The sequence below is a fragment of the Streptomyces sp. NPDC003300 genome (assembly GCF_040610915.1).
Taxonomy (GTDB): Bacteria; Actinomycetota; Actinomycetes; order Streptomycetales; family Streptomycetaceae; genus Actinacidiphila.
On the sequence record NZ_JBEXNE010000019.1, the window covers coordinates 77,050 to 93,568 of the forward strand.

The 16,519-nt window shown below is 71.8% G+C and carries 13 protein-coding genes; 2 read left to right on the plus strand and 11 right to left on the minus strand.

All coding sequences use genetic code 11. The features are described from left to right. Window positions 1–326 precede the first annotated feature (326 nt). Together ABZX65_RS25390 and ABZX65_RS25395 are read left to right on the plus strand one after the other, a co-directional pair. Window positions 327–1,007 (plus strand): hypothetical protein, encoded by a 681-nt coding sequence (locus tag ABZX65_RS25390; RefSeq protein WP_355344279.1) that lies wholly within the window; start codon window positions 327–329, stop codon window positions 1,005–1,007. Window positions 1,008–1,060: 53 nt separating this feature from the next. Then, window positions 1,061–1,600, plus strand: a complete 540-nt coding sequence (locus tag ABZX65_RS25395) for a DinB family protein (RefSeq protein ID WP_355344282.1) — start codon at window positions 1,061–1,063, stop codon at window positions 1,598–1,600. 180 nt (window positions 1,601–1,780) lie between these two features. Here ABZX65_RS25395 and ABZX65_RS25400 read toward each other — a convergent pair whose 3' ends face one another. The 11 genes from ABZX65_RS25400 to ABZX65_RS25450 all read right to left on the minus strand — a co-directional run bounded on the left by ABZX65_RS25400 (window position 1,781) and on the right by ABZX65_RS25450 (window position 16,516). After that, window positions 1,781–3,256: a lyase family protein gene (locus tag ABZX65_RS25400; RefSeq protein WP_355344285.1), complete on the minus strand. Its 1,476-nt coding sequence runs from the start codon at window positions 3,254–3,256 to the stop codon at window positions 1,781–1,783. After that, window positions 3,253–5,490, minus strand: coding sequence for an FAD/NAD(P)-binding protein (locus tag ABZX65_RS25405; protein WP_355344288.1), 2,238 nt, complete (start codon window positions 5,488–5,490; stop codon window positions 3,253–3,255). Before ABZX65_RS25405 ends, ABZX65_RS25400 begins: the two co-directional genes overlap by 4 nt. A gap of 211 nt (window positions 5,491–5,701) precedes the next feature. Continuing rightward, window positions 5,702–6,547, minus strand: coding sequence for an alpha/beta hydrolase (locus ABZX65_RS25410; RefSeq protein WP_355344291.1), 846 nt, complete (start codon window positions 6,545–6,547; stop codon window positions 5,702–5,704). A 76-nt stretch (window positions 6,548–6,623) separates the two neighbouring features. Then, window positions 6,624–7,355, minus strand: a complete 732-nt coding sequence (locus tag ABZX65_RS25415; RefSeq protein ID WP_355344294.1) for a spheroidene monooxygenase — start codon at window positions 7,353–7,355, stop codon at window positions 6,624–6,626. A gap of 39 nt (window positions 7,356–7,394) precedes the next feature. Beyond that, window positions 7,395–8,834 carry an FAD-dependent oxidoreductase gene (locus ABZX65_RS25420; protein WP_355344297.1) on the minus strand — a complete coding sequence of 480 codons (1,440 nt, stop codon included), beginning with the start codon at window positions 8,832–8,834 and terminating at the stop codon, window positions 7,395–7,397. A 72-nt stretch (window positions 8,835–8,906) separates the two neighbouring features. Further along, a complete protein-coding gene (locus tag ABZX65_RS25425) occupies window positions 8,907–10,616 on the minus strand; it encodes a class I adenylate-forming enzyme family protein (RefSeq protein WP_355344300.1) in 1,710 nt (569 codons plus the stop codon). A gap of 5 nt (window positions 10,617–10,621) precedes the next feature. Next, window positions 10,622–11,998: an NAD(P)-binding domain-containing protein gene (locus ABZX65_RS25430; protein WP_355344303.1), complete on the minus strand. Its 1,377-nt coding sequence runs from the start codon at window positions 11,996–11,998 to the stop codon at window positions 10,622–10,624. After that, the gene (locus tag ABZX65_RS25435; protein WP_355344310.1) at window positions 11,998–12,372 is read right to left on the minus strand and encodes a hypothetical protein; all 375 of its coding nucleotides are present in this window, start codon (window positions 12,370–12,372) and stop codon (window positions 11,998–12,000) included. The genes ABZX65_RS25430 and ABZX65_RS25435 overlap by 1 nt, the downstream gene beginning before the upstream one ends. Before the next feature lie 37 nt (window positions 12,373–12,409). Then, the gene (locus ABZX65_RS25440) at window positions 12,410–13,534 is read right to left on the minus strand and encodes a hypothetical protein (protein WP_355344312.1); all 1,125 of its coding nucleotides are present in this window, start codon (window positions 13,532–13,534) and stop codon (window positions 12,410–12,412) included. Further along, window positions 13,524–14,963 carry an FAD-dependent oxidoreductase gene (locus ABZX65_RS25445; RefSeq protein ID WP_355344315.1) on the minus strand — a complete coding sequence of 480 codons (1,440 nt, stop codon included), beginning with the start codon at window positions 14,961–14,963 and terminating at the stop codon, window positions 13,524–13,526. Before ABZX65_RS25445 ends, ABZX65_RS25440 begins: the two co-directional genes overlap by 11 nt. Window positions 14,964–14,965: 2 nt before the next feature. Further along, window positions 14,966–16,516 carry an NAD(P)/FAD-dependent oxidoreductase gene (locus ABZX65_RS25450; protein WP_355344318.1) on the minus strand — a complete coding sequence of 517 codons (1,551 nt, stop codon included), beginning with the start codon at window positions 16,514–16,516 and terminating at the stop codon, window positions 14,966–14,968. Window positions 16,517–16,519: the final 3 nt, after the last annotated feature.

The following is a 16,519-nucleotide window of genomic DNA, read 5'->3' on the forward strand; positions in this document are numbered from 1 at the left end:
GCTGCACGTCACGGGTGAACTGAAACCGGCGGGTCGGCGAACCCTGGGCCAACAAGGTCCGCAAAGGCGTTCGAGGTTCCCCACGGAGGCGATCGGCGTCGCAGGATGGACCCGCGGCACCCGCCCATGGCTCTCACCAGGGCGTTCTCTCGTCACACCGTTCACAGCAAGCCCTCGGCACCTCGCTCACCCCTTATCGCTCAGCGCTCAGCACCTATCGCTCAGCGCTCACCGCTCACCTCTCACCGCTCAGCACCAATCGCTCAGCAGTCACCGCTCACCGCTCACCGCTCACCGCTCACCACTCATCTCGGAGGACGATCGACGTGCGCCCCCCGCTTCGGGCCGTTGCCATGCTGGCGGCGGTCACCGCGCTGGCCCTCGGAACCGCCGGATGCGGCTCCGACGACGACTGGTCGCAGCCGCGCGCCAAACCCTCGCCCGTCGGCACGCTCGGCCCGCGCTTCGTGGACAGCGTGTCGCCGCCCGCGCCCGAGTCGACCGTCACCCCGGCGCCCGGCTCGTGGGAGGGCGTCCACCCGCCGAAGGGCTACCGCGTGGTGCTGCTCAGCGCGGGCACCGACCGGCCGACGCGGTCGCTGGTCGACGCGGTCAAGAAGTGGGCGGACGAGGAGCACGTCAAGCTCAGGACCGTCGTCGCGGACGGTGCGGCCGACCTGCTGCCGAGCGTCACCAGGGCGCTCGACATGCACGCGGACCTCATCGTCAGCGCGGGCAACGACCTGATCGACCCGCTCGTGCCTGTCACCGCGAACCACCTGTCGCAGCAATTCCTCGTCGTGGGCGCGGAGTTGGCCGAGCCGACGCACAATGTCACCGCCGTCGACTGGTCCGGCGCGTCCTTCCGGGGCGAAGGGCTCGGCATGTCCTCGACGTACGACGCCGGTTCGTTCACCGCGGCGCGCTGCGCGGCCTCGATCAGGGCGGGGGTCGCGGCCGTGCTCAGCGACCTGACCGGGATCGTGATCTGGCTCGACAAGGTGTAGGCGGAGCCGCGGCGACCGCCCGGAACCGCGAACGGCTCCTATACTCCCTGCTCATGACCGACATCGACGAGCAGGGCCGGCCGCTTCCCCCCGAGACGGGCGGGGAGACCGAGACACTGCTGGGCTTCCTCGACTTCCAGCGGGCGACGCTGGCGTGGAAGTGCGCGGGACTCGACGCGGCCGGGCTCGCGGCGGCCCTTCCCACCTCCGCCATGACGCTGGGCGGCATGCTCAAGCACCTGGCGTACGTGGAGCAGTGGTGGTTCTCGCAGTGGCTGGCCGGGCGGTCGCCGGAGGCGCCGTGGGACACGGTCGACTGGTCGGCGGACGCCGACTGGGACTGGCACTCGGCCGCGGACGACACCCCCGAGCAGATCCGTACGCTCTGGGAGGACTGCGTCGCGCGCTCGCGTGAACTGACCGCCGCGGCGCTGGCCGAGGGCGGGCTCGACACGCTCTCGCGGCGCGCGGACGCCGCGGGCCGGGCGCCCAGCCTGCGCTGGATCCTCTTCCACATGGTCGAGGAGTACGCGCGGCACGTCGGCCACGCGGACCTGATCCGCGAGTCGGTGGACGGCCTCACCGGGGAGTAGCGGACGCGCCCCGCGCGGCGGTGAGTTGGGGAGCCACGGCGGGGATGCCTGACGCCATGTCACCACCGCGACCGGCGGGGGCGTTCGGCAACGAGGGCCGATGTCTGACGGACCGTCACATCGGGCCACCGCGGGCGCGCTCCGGACGCGCCGCCACGCCCGCGGCCGGCGCGGTCCCCGCTACGGCCTCGGACCGTCCTCGCGCAGCGCGCGGTCGACCAGGGCGCCCGCCGCGCCCGGGTACGCGGCCGGGTCGCACAGGGCGGACAGCTCGTCCGGGCCGAAGTGGCCCGCCAGGTCGGGGGATTGGGCGAGGACGTCGGCGAGCGGGCGGCCGGAGTCGGCGGCTTCCGCGGAGGCCGCGGTGAGCAACGCGCGGGCGGCGGCCTTGCCGAGACGCGGGGTGAGGACGGCCACGATCCGCTCGGAGACGACCTGACTGCCCGTCATGTCCAGGTTGTCACGCATACGGGCGGGGTGGACGGCGAGCCCCTCGGCCAGTTCCGCCGCGGTGTGCGAGGCCCCGCCGACCAGTCGCAGGCACTCGCGCAGGAACTGCCACTCGGCGTGCCACACCCCGGCCGACCGTTCGTCCTCCGCGACCAGACACTGCGTCAGACCGGCCGCCAGCACCGGGACTTGGAGCGCGGCGCTGCGGATCAGCGTGGACAGCACCGGATTGCGCTTGTGCGGCATCGCCGATGACGCGCCGCGCCCCGCGACTCCCGGTTCCGCCACCTCCGCGACCTCGGTCCTGGCCAGCGACTGCACGTCGACCGCGATCTTGCCGAGGACGCCCGCGGTGAGCGCGAGCGCCGCCGCCAGGTCCGCGACGGGCGTACGCAGCGCGTGCCAGGGCAGTACGGGCCTGGCGAGGCCGGTCTCGTCGGCGAAGGCCGCGACCAGCTCGTCCAGATACTCCCCCGGGTCACCGGCCCGCCCGCCGTCGTCGACTCCCGTACCGGCGGCGGTGTCCCCGGCACCGGCGCCGTACCCGTCGACCCGCGCGTACGCGAGGTATCCGGCCAGCGTGCCCGCGGCCCCGCCGAGCGAGACCGGCAGCCCGTGGTCGAGCAGCGCGGCCAGCCGGGCGTCCGCGTCGAGTACGCCCTGCCGCCAGCCCGCCGCCTTGAGGCCGAAGGTGGTCGGCACGGCGTGCAGCGCGAGGGTGCGGCCCGCCATCGGGGTGTCGCGGTGCTCGGCGGCGAGCGCGGCCAGCGCGCGCTCGACCCGCGCGAGGTCGCCGCGGATCAGCCGCAGCGCCCGCGCGGCGACCAGCATCATCCCGGTGTCGAGGACGTCCTGGCTGGTCGAGCCGCGGTGGACGTACTCGGCCGCCGCCGGGTCGTGTTCGGCGACCGCCCGGGTCAGCGCCTGGACCAGGCCGACCACCGGGTTGGCGGTCTCGCGGGAGGCGAGCGCCAGCGCGCGCAGGTCCATCAGGTCGGTGTGCGCCGCCGCCGCGATGGCCGTGGCCGCCGACTTCGGCAGCGTGCCGAGCCTGGCCTGCGCGCGGGCCAGCGCGGATTCGGCGTCCAGCATCGCCTGGAGCCAGGCGATGTCGGACACCGCCGCCTCGACCGGGGTGCCCGCCCGGACCGGCGAGAGCAGCCCGGCGTCGATGAGGGTGTCCTGCTCACTGGGCCGGCTGCTCATACGATCACTCCGAAGGTGTGGGTCTCGGCCAGGACGGCGGGGTCCGCGCCCGAAGCCCCGGCGACAGCGGCGGAAGCGCCGACGCCGGAACCGGCACCCGTGGCCCCCTCGCCGGAAGACCCGTTGCCCGCGGCCCCGCCGCCGGAAACACCGTTGCCGGAAACCCCACTCCCGGAAGCCCCGCTGCCCGAAACCCCGGACCCGGCCCCGGCCAGCCTGGCCGCGGGAACCGCGCCCCGCGCCTCCGGGTCACCGGCGCCCCGGCCGGCCGCCGCCAGCGCGAGCAGCGCGCACGCGATGGACTCCGAGTCGCCGAGCGTCACCGAGTCGACGCCGGGCCTGATGCCCGCCGCCGTGACCCAGTGCACGGACTCGGTCGGCACACCGTAGGCGAAGCGGCGCGGATGCGCCTGCCCGCGCGGGTCGAGCAGCCGGTAGGGGCGCTCGGTGACGGCGAGGCCGCCGGACTCGTATCCGCCGCCCGATCCGGTCGGGATGCGGTACGGCGCGCACTGCTCGGTCGCCATCAGGTAGTTCAGCAGCGGCTCGGCGGTCCGGCGCAGGTCCGGCTCCGGCAGCCGCGCCTCGATCAGCGCGGAGGCCACGACCGGCGGCCCCGGCACGACATGCGACGAGGCGACGAAGGCGGGCCTGGCCGGGTCGAGGCGCACTTCGGTGCCGGGTCCCGTGACGACCAGCACCCGCGCCTCGATCAGCGCGATCATCTCCTCGATGCGGGAGGCGGGGGGCCCGATGGACAGGAAGGCGTTCATCGGGGTGTACCACCCCTCCAGCTCGTCCCGGTGCGACGTGCCGTCGAGTCCGCCGTGGTCCACGGCCAGCCGCACCTCGTTGCGCAGATCGCGCAGCACGTCGAGCGCGGCCTTCAGCGGGCCGCTGACATTGCCCGCCCTGGCCTCGCGCACATCGCGCGCCAAGTACCCGAGCAGCCAGACCCTGAACTCCTCCCGGTCGGCGAACCGCCGTCCCAGGTAAGGCGTCAGCAGCCGCTCCCAGCTCCAGCGCTCCTCCGGCTCGACGCCGTACTTGTCGAGGAGTTCGGTCTCCTCGCGCGACCCGGCCGTCTCCAGGAAGCGCACGCCCAGCTCCGCGCCCTCCGCCGCGCGGTCCTGGGCGTGCAGCAGCGCCTGGTAGTAGACGCTCTGGACCTCTTTGGAGATCAGCGGCCACAGATGGGTCCGAAAGTGCAGTCCGGGACCGCCGGTCGCCCGGTCGCGGGAGGCCGCGATGTAGGCGGGGGTGAGCAGCCGCGGGTGGTAACGGCCGTACGCGCCCTTCTGGTTCTCGCCGCGCGCGTGGTACGGGACCCCGCGCCGGGAGGTCGCGTACAGCGACGGCTCGCGCCCGGAGGGCAGATAGACCAGCCGGTCGCCCTCCCTGCGGAAGGTGCCGCCGCGGCCCGCGGTGAGCAGCGTCATGTGGTCGAAGAAGTTCAGGCCGAGTCCCCTGAGCAGCACCGTCTCGCCGGGAGCGATCCGAGACAGGTCGACGTCCGCCGGGTTGGCGGGGGTGATGTACGTCAGCCGGTGGATCGCGGCCAGCGTCGCGGTGCGCTCCTCGCGCGGGGTCGGGCGCGCGGCGACATGGCCCTGGGCGAGGACCACCGCGTCCAGCCCGTGCAGCCATGCGCCGTTGTCCAGCCGGATGCTCTGCGGCCCGTCCGGGTCGCCCATGGCGTCGGCGACGGCCACCGCGCGCGAGCGGTGTTCCTCGACGGTGACGTGCGCGGGCGCGTTGCCGGTGATCCGCAGGAAGCAGGAGCGCAGGTAGCGGCCGTAGAAGGCGCGGGTGGGGTACGAGTCGGGGTCGAGCCGCCGGGCCTCGGCCAGGTCCTCCGGGTCGTGCGCGCCGGGCACGCGGCTCCCCGGCACGGCACCGCCCGGCGCCCCGGCCCCCGGGTCGCCGTCCCCCGGCCCCAGCAGGCCCTTCGCCCACTCGTACAGGCTCGGGCCCGGCTCGATGGGGCCGTCGATGGTCACCCGGTCGTCGGTGAAGACGGTGATCTGGGAGGCGACGGTGTTCATCAGCAGATGCCGCGACTGGTCGGTGCGCCAGACGCTTCCTGCCCCCGGCTCGGCGGGGTCCACCACGTGGACCGTCAGCGAGGAGCAGGAGGGCGACTTGCGCTCGTGGGCGCAGAGCCGCTCCAGTACGGACAGGCCCCGCGGGCCGGCGCCGACGAGGCAGACGGCGAGGTCCGCCGCAATGCTCATGGGTCTTCTCCATCCGGTGGCCTGGTCCCCCGACCGGGCACGGGTGCGGGCGCGATACGCCGGTGGTGACCGGCGCGGGCGGTTGCCATGAGGGGAGGCGGAGGCGAGAGGGAACCTTGTGGGCGGGTGTTTTCGGGCAGGGCAAGGCGTACGGGCGGCTCGGGGCGGTGCCCCGAACCGCCGGCACCGGGTCGTCACGGCATGGGGAGGATCAGCTCTTGCGGGTGAACTCCCGTACCGCGGTGGCGAATTGGGTGGGCTGGTCGAGCGGGAGGAGCGAGTAGCTGTCGGCGATCTCGACGAGGCTTCCCTGCGGCAGGATCTCGGCGAGCCGGCGGCCGTGCGCGGGCGGCATGACGCGGTCCTTCTCGGCCCACACCACCAGCGCGGGCCGGTCGAAGGAGGAGAGCCCCTCGCTCACGCCGACCAGCAGCTTCTTGTCGGCGGCGATACCGCGGAGCACCCGCACCGTGTCGCGCCGCACGTCGGCCTGGGCGAGGATCGGCTTGATCCAGTTCTTGCTGACGGCGTCGCCCCGCTTGGTGAGCCAGCCGAAGGCGATCGGCTGGCGCCGTACCAGCTTCAGCCGCATCTGCTGCATGAAAAGGCCGAAGAAGGTGGGCGACAACTTGCCGGTCATCACGACGGTCTTGCCGGTCAGCCCCGGCGGAAAGTTGTCGAATGCGTCGCAGGACGCCAGCACAATTGAGCCGACGCGCGGCGCGCCTTCGTCCACGAGCAATTGCACGACGGCGCCGCCGGTGTCATTGCCGACCAGGGTGACATTGTCCAGATCCAGCCGTTCGAGGAATTCCCCGACCAGCCGGGCGAGTCCGCGCGGCGAAAGGTCGGCGTCCTCCTTGACCGGCTTGGTGTGGGCGCCCATCGGCAGCACCGGCACCACGCACCGGTGGTCGGCGCGCAGATCGGCGACCACGTCCGCCCAGAGGGTCTCGTCCATCAGGAGGCCGTGCAGCAGGACGAGCACCGGCCCGTCGCCGCCGGTGTCCTGGTAGTCGATCGTCCCGGCCGAGAGTTCGATCTGTTCCATGGTCATACGTCAAACCCGTCTGTCGGCTCGCCGTGGCGGGGTTTATTCGACGGATGCTCCGTCAGCACTCCCCGCATTGGCCTCAGTTGGTGGTCAGCGGCTTGAGCATATCGAGCGGATTGCGCCCGCTCCAATGTCCGTCGACCGCGTACGGCCTGAGCCGCACGAACAGCGTTTCGTGGTGGAAATCGCGTTCCTCGTGCTTCTTCATCGCCCTGACGTGGCCGCCGGGGTAGGAACCGACCGTGTACTGGCGCATTTCCTTGACGCTGCGCCAGAGCGAGAAGGTCGCCACCTGATTGGGCGGCCTGATCAGCGAGGTGCCCTCGAGGAAGGCGGGGTGGTGGGCGGCGTCGCGCTCGGCGTGCGAGGCGGCGGCGACGAACGGCACCACCCGGTTGAGGCGTACGCGGGCCAGGGTGAGCACCCCGATGGGGTGATCGTCCACGGGTATCTCGCGGCGCGGCAGCTCCAGCAGGCCGGGCCAGGCGCCGAGGGTGCGGACCGGCTCGAACCGGGCGCGCCACCCGTTCTCGTACGGCTTGGCGACCGGGTGCGACAGGAAGCGGTCCAGCGCCTCGTCGTTGTCCCACGCGGCGATCATCGCGGCGCCGGTGGGTTTGACGTCGAACATCGCGCTCTGCGAGCGCAGCGGGCTCATCAGGAAGGGGCTCGCCCAGTGCAGGCCCTCGTGCGCCTCGGGCTTGGGCCCGTTGCGCAGGGCGCTCATGGCCTTGGCGGGGCCGACCTCGGCGAGGTGCAGGGACATGATCATGCCCGAGCCGATACGGGGTGTTTCCAGGTTCTCAGGCACGCTGGCAGTCGCCTTTCGTCGCGTGGGCGCTTCCGGATCTCATCGCGTGGGCTCTTCGACGGGCACGGCGGTCTTCTGGGCCACCAGCAGCCGCCCGGGGTCCTCACCGGTCTCGCGCCCGATGATCTCGGTGGCGACGCGGCGGCCGGAGTAGATCGCCCCGGACATCGACCCGAACTCGTGGGGCACGGACTCCGCTCCGGCCCAGTGGATCCGGCCGACCGGCTGCTTGAGCGCGGGACCGTACTCGGTGTACAGACCGGGCGGGGCGTAGGCGTGGTAGCAGCCGCGGGTGTACGGCTCCGCCATCCAGTTCTGCTCCAGCAGGTCGTACGGCTTGCCCGCGCGCGGCCCGAAGAAGCGCTCCAACTCCCGCAGGACCAGGGCGCGTCGCTCCCCCGCGGGCAGCTTGGCGACCTGCCGGGCGGGCGGCCCGGTGACGAAGCCGGTGAGGACGCCGGGCGTGCCGTCGGGCGGGCAACTGTCGACCGTGGCGCGTACCGGGCTGGAGTGGCTGATCACATGCCCGGTGAAGCCCTCGGCGCGCCAGAACGGCTCGTCGTACAGGGCCAGGTACTTGATGGCGGCGCCCATCGTCATGCGCTGGCTGACGTGGTCGCGGTGCTCGGGCAGCGGCGGGTCGTACTCGATCCGCCCGGCCAGCGGCACGGGCACGGCCATCACGACCCAGCGGCCGACCGCCTCGAATCCGGCGCCGCGCACCCGGACGTGCTCACCGGAGTGCTGGATGCTGCGGACCTCGGCGTTGAGGTACGTCTCGTCGTCGACGGTCTTCGCCAGGGTCGTCGCGAGGTTGTGCGAGCCGCCGACGAAGCGGTTCTCCAGGGTGCCGCCGGTGATCTGGGTCATGGCCCTGAACCCGCCGGTGCCGTTGGAGTAGTTGAGGACGTGCAGCAGGGAGACGTCGGCCGGCGCGGCGGCCATGCCCGCCTCGATCATCAGCCGCATCAGGGCCCGGCCGCCCTTGGTGCGGACATTGCGCTGCGTCCAGGACCACATGGTCTCGCTGTCCCACTGGGTGGCGTGCGGGGCCTCCCAGGGGGCGTCCTGCGGTACTTCGCGGCGCATCCGCTCGATGCGCAGCGCCGCCTGCCCGAAGTCCAGCAGCGTGGCCGCGCTGACCTTGGGCGCCATGCCCTTCCAGGGCTGCATCTTGCCGCCGTCGTCGATCAGCCGGTAGCCGGTGTCGTAGACCTTCGCGGTCTTGATGCCGACGGACTGGGCGGCCCGGTGGCTGATCGTCCCGGCCTGGCCGTAGAACTCACAGCCCAGTTCGGCGACCTTGCCGTCCCCGAGGGGCTTGCTCAGCGACCGGCCGCCGAGGCGGGAGCGGGCTTCGAGCAGCGCCACGCTCTTCCCGGCCATCTTCAGTTCGCGCGCGGCCGTGATCCCGGCAAAACCCGCACCGACGACGATCACATCGGCTTCTATCGATGGGTACTCGCTGATGTCGTGCAATGCCCTCTCCTACAGTTCGGGTGTCGATCCGCGCTGGGTTCCGCCGTGCACCGGCCGTGACGTGGACCGTGGTTACGCGCCGTCGCGCAGCACCACGTCCTGGCTGACCGCCTCCAGACCGCCGTTGTCGCGGTTCTTGATCATCTCGGTGAGGAGGTAGCGCCGGGCCTTGACGGTCGCGGTGCGCTGGAGGTCGTCGGGCGTGACCTCCAACGGGACGCCCAGGCCGGTGATCCCGGCGGAGGCGGACTTCCAGACCTCGGGGTCGAGGGACTTCCCGTCGCGCATGCAGACCACCGGGACCGGCTTGCCCTGCTCGTCGGGGACGACCACGATCTCCTCGGCGTTGGGAATCCGCTCCAGCAGCACGTCCTCGATCCACAGGCAGCTCTCGACGCCCTCGATCCGGTCCGCGATGCGGTCCAGGATCTCGATCTGCCCGAGCCGGCCGCGCCGCCCCCAGTCGCCGGTGTCGAACCACTTGCCGTGCCGCCGCTCGGCGAACTTCTCCGGCGTGCCCACGAACGACAGCGCGCGGGCCGGGGTCTTGACCTGGATCATGCCCGGTTCCGACTGGTCGGAGCGGCGCTTGCCGGTCTCCGGGTCGGCGATCCTGGCCCGGATGCCGGGCACCTCCCAGCCGACGCTGCGGGTGTCGCGGCCCTTGAGCCGGCCGAACGAGCCACGGGTGTACGGGCGGACCGAGACCACCTGCGTCTCGGTCATGCCGTAGCACTGGAGCCAGACCGGGTACTTGCGCTTGGACGCGTCCAGCAGCGCCTGGATGGTGCGCGGGTGCATCGCGTCGAAGGAGTTGAAGTACAGCCGGATGCTGGAGAACGGCTCCGACGGATCGTCGATGATCCGCTCCCAGCCCATGAAGTTGTTGGGGTGCGACTCCAGGATCGTGGGCCGGTACTGGGGCAGCAGCCGCAGCATCGTCTCCTCGTCGGGCCTGGCGATGCCCAGCAGCGGGGTGCCGCGCGAGAAGGACGCCATCTGCGTGATGGCGGCCCGCACATGGACGTGCGAGATGGCGCTGGCGAACAGCTCGTCGGGGGTGTGGAAGCCGGGGAAGATCGACTCCATCAGGGCGTTGTAGGACACGCCCTTGGCGGACGCCTCGGCGAGCTTGGACACCCCGGTGGTGCTCGACGTGTGGGTGATCAGCATCGGCTCGTCGTCCTTGAGCGGACTCGGCGCCGGAATCCGGCCGCCCCACAGGTCCGCCACCGGTATGCCGCCGTCGATGTCGGCGATGGCGGTCATGCCCAGGTGCCGCAGCCGCTCGCCGTCCAGCCGGGCGTACTTGGCGACCTCGGGGTCGGTGACCAGGAATTTCGCCTGGAGGCGCTCCAGCAGGATGTTGATGATGTCCGGGTCCAGGCGGGCCGACAGCAGCGCGGGGATCGCGCCGATCCTGGCGGTCGCCCAGGCCAGCGCCTGGATGTCGTAGTTGGGCGACTTGACGATCGCGACCCGGTCCCAGCGCTTGACGCCCGCGGACTTCAGGACGGCGGCCATCTGGTCGACCAGGGTGGCGAATTCGACGAAGTCGAGTTCGACGCGCTGCTCGGGGTCCCAGGTGAACGGCTGGTCGAGGTAGATCGGCACCCGGCCGTGCTTCTCGGCCGCGCGCTCGGCGACCAGGCCGACGTTGAGCGGCTTGACCAGGGCGACCCGGTCGGGCTTGAACTGGGCCTTGAGCATCTTGGCCGCGTCCAGACGCCGGGCGGAGAGCGGGATCTTGGACCGTGTCCGGTCGCCAGCGATCGAAACCATACGACTCATCCCTTCCTGCGGGTTGCCGTGCCGACACCCGTGCGATCGGTGGTTGCGTACTTGCGGCGCTCGTCCGCCATGAGCCGTTCGTATTCGTTGGGGTCGACCAGCAGATGGCCGGACGAGTCGTGGAACCGCTTGTCCTGGCGGCGGCGGGCGTTCCTCAGCTCCGACCACATCTGCGCGCGCGAGGGGAGGCTGACGGTCTCGGTCAGCAGGTCGCCGACCCACTCCGACTGGAACTCGGCCAGCGGCATCAGCGACATCATCGAGTGCAGCAGGCCGATGAAGTACAGGCCCTCGGTCTCCGGCGGCACCACCTGGTGGTAGAGCGCGGGCGCGTCGTCGCCGTCGCCGACGAGGGTGTCGTCGAGGAAGGGGTAGTCGATCTTGTAGCCGGTGCAGTGGATGATCACATCGGCCTCGGTCTCGGTGCCGTCCGAGAAGCGGACGGTACGGCCGTCGACCGTGTCGATCACCGGCTTGGCGGTGATCCTGCCGTGCGCGATGGCGGGCAGCAGCTCGCTGCTGGCGACCAGCGGCCCCTGCCCGACCTTGTACGGCGGGTCGGGCAGCCCGTACGCCGACATGTGGCCGTGCACCAGCTTGATCATCAACGTCACCAGCGGGCGCCGCTGTTCGACCGAGAGCTTCTTCATCATCGGCGACAGCTTGTCGATCGGGCCGCCTTCGAGGATCTTCGGGACGACGTAGTGGCCGGTGCGCACCGACAGGTACGTGGCCTCCGCGACGCGCGACACCTCGGTGGCGATGTCGGCGGAGGTGGCGCCGAGACCGATGATCACGACCTTCTTGCCCGCGAGGTCCGCCGGACCCTCGTAGTCGTAGGAGTGCATCTCGGTGCCGGTGAACTTGCCCTCGTACGAGCCGAAGAGCGGCAGCCCGTGCCGCCCGCCGGAGGCGACCGTCACCGCGCGGTACAGATGCGTCGTGCCGTCGCCGAAGGTCACCGCCCAGCCGCCGCCCGCCGCCTGCTCGACCCGGCTGACCTCGGTGTCCAGTTGGATGTGCTCGCGCAGCCCGTAGTGGTCGACGTAGGAGTCGAAGTACCGCGCCACCTGGGTGTGGTGGGGGTAGTCCGGGTAGTCGTCCGGCATCGGGAAGCTCGGGAACTGCATGACGGTCTTGGAGGTGTTGGCGAACAGCGCCGGGTACGCGCAGCTCTTGCCGCCCTGCGCGGGATACCGCCACAGGCCGCCGAGTTCCGAGCGCCGCTCGTAGGCGTCGAAGGCGATGTCGCGGATCTTCAGCGAGCGGCACATCGCGATGCCCGCGGAGCCCGCGCCGATGACGCAGACCTTGTCCCTGCGGTCCTCGGGCGCGGACGCGGCATCGGCCACCGGCTCGTGCGTGGTGGTCATCAGGACTCCCCCGCGCGCTCGGTGCTCGCCAGCGCCAGCAGGCCGAGCAGGGTCGCGGTGGCTGCGGCGCCGGTGTCGACCACGGTGGACTTCTTCAGCCGGCCCTTGCGGTGGCCGAGGATTCCGGCCGCGACGTCGAGGCCGTCGCAGAGGATGCCGGCCTTGAGCAGCAGCCTGCGGGTCTCGCCCCTGCTGGCCAGGACGCCCACGATCAGGGCGATGTTGCGGGCGGCGAACAGCCGGACCAGGTACTCGCCGTCGGCGTCCTCGTTGATGTGCAGCTTCTTCGCCCCGATGGCGGGCGCCAGGAACGCCGCCGCGCCGACCGTACGCAGGGTGCTGAGCAGAACAGCCGGCGTATCGCTCTTGTTCATAGTGATGCGAGTTCCTCTCGCGCCTCGGCCATCGACATCACGTCGTGGCACTGGGAGCCGGTGTCGGTGGGAATTCCTTGGCGAAGCCGGTGAGCCGGACGACGACTCCGGCCTGCCGCAACATCTCGATGTCCGTCTCGGGTTCCGCGGACTGCTCGGGGAACGAGATCCCGGCCGGCAGGTCCCGGCTCAGCACGCGCTCGGCCGCGCGGACCGCGCCCATCGCGCTGAGGTGGCCCTGGCCGCGGGTGTCGAGCAGATCGATGGAGACCGAGCGGTTCGCGCTGTGCGCGGTGACGGTGAGCCCGCAGAAGTCGCCGGTGCCCGCGCTCTGGAAGAGCGCCGCGCGCACCCCGTGCAGCGGCGGCTTGGTCAGCGCCCGCAGCGCGCCCGACCGCTTCAGCCCGATCATCGCGTACAGCGACGGCACGCTCTGGAGCGCGATGCGGGTCTCGACCGTCGGCACACCGAGGGTGAGCGGCACGGTGGTCTGCTCCAGCGTGCTCACATACGCGGCGGGCCGCTCGTTGCCGTCGGCGCAGCGCACCAGGCGGCGGCCGGTCAGCGGGTGCGTGGGCTGCCGCCTGCCGTCGCGCATCGCGTAGTACGGCCAGGCCAGCCGTTCGGCGAAGCCCCAGGAGTCGGGGCCGACCTTGTCGTCGGACGAGGACAGCACCGCGATCTCCACCCGCTCGGCCTGGCCGAGTTCGCGGACGGCAGCGGCGGCCATCAGCGCGTTGAGCCCGGCGTACCAGGCGCCCGACAACAGCACGGGGGACGTGGGCCGTTCACGCGAGACCGCGACGGTGACGTCGAGAATCCCGGCGTGGCCCGCGCGGTTGATGTCCGCGATCGGGATGCCCCGGCGCATGGCGTCCACGATGAGGTGGTCGCCGGGGTCGCTGACCACGGCGAGGACGGCCGCGGGCCGCTCGGGCAGCGCCCCCAGCGGGCGTTCGGCGCGTACGTCGATGACGGCGGTGCTCGCGCCGATCCGCGCGGCCAGCGCCGTCGCCCGTTCGGGGTTGCGGCCCGCCAGCACGATCGGCAGGTCGGGGTGGCGCTGCCGGATCAGCCGCGCCGCGTGCTCGCCCACCACTCCGTAACCGCCCACGATGAGCAGCGGCGGCCGGGCGGCGGCGCGTCTGGGTCTACTGGCCATGGCTCACCGCGCCACTGATCGTGGTGTCCGGCTTGCGCTCCTCGCCGCGCTCCTCCGCCGCCCGCGCGAACAGCTCGCGGGCCACCCGGCGGCCGGAGTCGACGGCGCCGCCCATCGAACCCATCTGGTGGACACCGCTCTCGGTGCCCGCCCAGTGGATCCGGCCGATCGGCTCGCGCAGCGCCTTGCCGTACGCCGTGTACAGTCCGGGCGGGCCGAAGCCGTGGTAGCAGCCGCGGGTGAACTCCTCGTCCAGCCAGTTCTGTTCGACGAATTCACGCGGCTTGCCCGCCTTCGCGCCGAGCCCGGCGACCAGTCCGTCGAGTACGGCGGTACGCCGCTCGGACGGCGACAGGCGGGTCAGCGCGCGGGCGGCGGAGCCGGTGACGAAGGCCGACATCACGCCGGGGCTGCCGTCGGCGGGCGAGGTGTCGAAGGCGACCCGGAACGGGCCGTCGCTGCTGGTGATCTGGCCGCTGAGCCCGGCGGCGCGCCAGAACGGCTCGTCGTAGACCGCCAGGCACTTCATGGCGGCGCCCGCGGGCATCCGCTGCGCGAACTGGTCGCGGTAGCCGGGCAGCGAGGGCGCGTAGGTGATGCGTCCGGCGAGCGTGACCGGGATGGCGACGACGACCCACCGGCCGCGGTACTCGAAGCCGGGGCCCGAGACCACGACGGAGTCGGAGCGCTGCTCGATGGTGCGGACGGCGGCGCCGACGCGTACCTCGTCGGGCATCCGCGCGGCCATCTTCTTCGGGATGCTGTGCGCGCCGCCGTCGAACCGGTAGCGCTGGATGCCGCCGCTGACCTCCAGCAGGTAGCGGAAGCCGCCGGAGGCGTTGGCGTAGTAGAGCACGTGCATCAGCGACAGGTCGGCCGGGCGGGCGCAGAAGGCGGCCTCGATCATCATGGTGATGAAGGCCCGCGCGGTGGAGGTGGTGACGTTGCGCTGCATCCACGACCAGAGGGTCTGGCTGTCCAGCTTCTCGGCGTTCGGCGCGTTCCACGGGCCGTCGGGCGGGACCGTGCGCGCCATGCGCTCGATCTTCAGGATCGCCTGGCCGAGGTCGGCGATGGCGGCCGGGCCCATCCGCCAGGGGAACAGGCCGGAGTACGCGTGGCGGCGGCCGTTGACGAAGGTGAGGCGTTCGCCCTCGTCGTAGCTGCGAAAGCCGGTCACGCCGACGGACTTAGCGGTCTCGGCGATCATCGTGCTCTTGTCGCCGAAGTACTCGCCGCCCAGGTCGACCGCCTTGCCGCCGCCCACGTCGAGGCCCTTGAGCCGTCCGCCGACGCGCTCGCGCGCTTCGAGCGTCTTGACGGTCCACCCGGCCTCTTTCAGCTCGCGGGTCGCCGTCAGTCCCGCCAGTCCCGCGCCGACGACGATGACATCGGCTTCCGCGCTGGGCTCGTCTGTCACATGCAGCACGTTCAGACCTCCGCGTTCTTCTGATCGGCGTCTTTCACTACGGAGCCGGTGGTCCCGTTCGCGCCGGCGGAGCCGTTGGAGCCGTTCTGCGGGCCCGGGGCCGGGAGCGGGTCGGCGGCGGCGGACGGGACGGGCCGTACGCGTACCGGCGGGGCCGCGGTGACGTCGGAGGACACCAACTGCGGGTGGCGGTTGATCCACCGGCGGCGCGGCTCGCGGGCCAGCAGCTTGACGGTCTCCCGCACCAGCGGCAGCCGCTTGTGCTTGCCGGACAGCATCATCCGTCCGGTGATCACGGCCATGTCGGTCAGCGGGAAGACCTCGTAGTACTTCGAGCGGTGGTGGTAGAGGTCGAGGAAGCGGCCGATCTCGCCGCGCTCGGCCATGCCCTTGAGCGCCTCGGGGACGGCGGCGGGCAGCGCACCCGCCTCGCCGAGGATGTTCGCGAGCCAGTAGTGGCCCTCGAAGCGGCGGTCGCGCCACTGCGTCCACTGCCGCAGCGTCTCGTCCTGGCCGAGCGCCGACACACCGGGGCCCGAGCGGCCGAGGGCGGCGACGATGGCGGGCGCGAGGCGCTCCACCTGGCGGAAGGCGTCGCCGATGCCGCGGCCGGCGGAGGGGTCCTTGAAGTGGCCCGCATCGCCGACCAGCACCCAGCCGGGTCCGGAGGACTGCCGGAAGTAGCCCTCGAATTTGACGATCCCGGAGATCTTGGTGGCGATCTTCGCGTCGGCCAGCGCCTCCGCGGTCGGTTCGCAGGACCGCATGTGGGCCAGCAGGCCCGCTTCGGTGTTGCGGCGGAAGTACTCGCGTTCGTGTCCCTCGGGAGACACGCCGACCAGGTACAGGCCGTTGTCCGCGGGGCCCGCCCACACCATCCGGTCGCCCCAGCGGTGGAAGACGAAGGTGTCGTCGGAGGACGGGTGGGCGCCCTCGAAGAAGGTGAAGTAGTAGGAGCGTTCGTTGGGTACAACGTTGTATTTGCGCGAGCCGACCATGTACGCGACCGTCGAGTTGCGGCCGTCCGCGCCCACGACGAGCGGCGCGCGCAGCACCGTCTCCTTGCCGTCGTGCTGGGCGCGCACACCGGCCACCCGGCCGCGCTCCCAGATCATTTCGACGACCTTGGTGCCCATCCTGACGTCGGCACCGGCCTCGACCGCGGCCTCGTGGAGGATCGAGTCGAGCAGGTGCCGACGCAGGAAGGTCGCGCCGCCCACGTCGTCGAAACGCAGCGGGAACTGCGAGACGACGTGGAAGTCGTTGAGCTTGGTGTCGGCGCGGCGCATGAAACGCACACCGGTCTTCTCGACGGAGTCGAGCACACCGAGGCGTTTGAGGAACAGGAGTCCGTCGGCCTCCATGAGGTGCGAGGAGAGCACCTCACGGGGGAACGTCGCCTGCTCGACCACGACGACCTTCAGGCCCGCGCGCGAGAGCAGCGTGGCGAGCGGCGACCCGGCACAGCGGGCGCCCACGATGATGACGTCGAAGTGCTCGGCGTCCGTACGGTTTCGCCGGATTTCGCTCCCGGCCAGGCCCTTGGTCGTCATGGT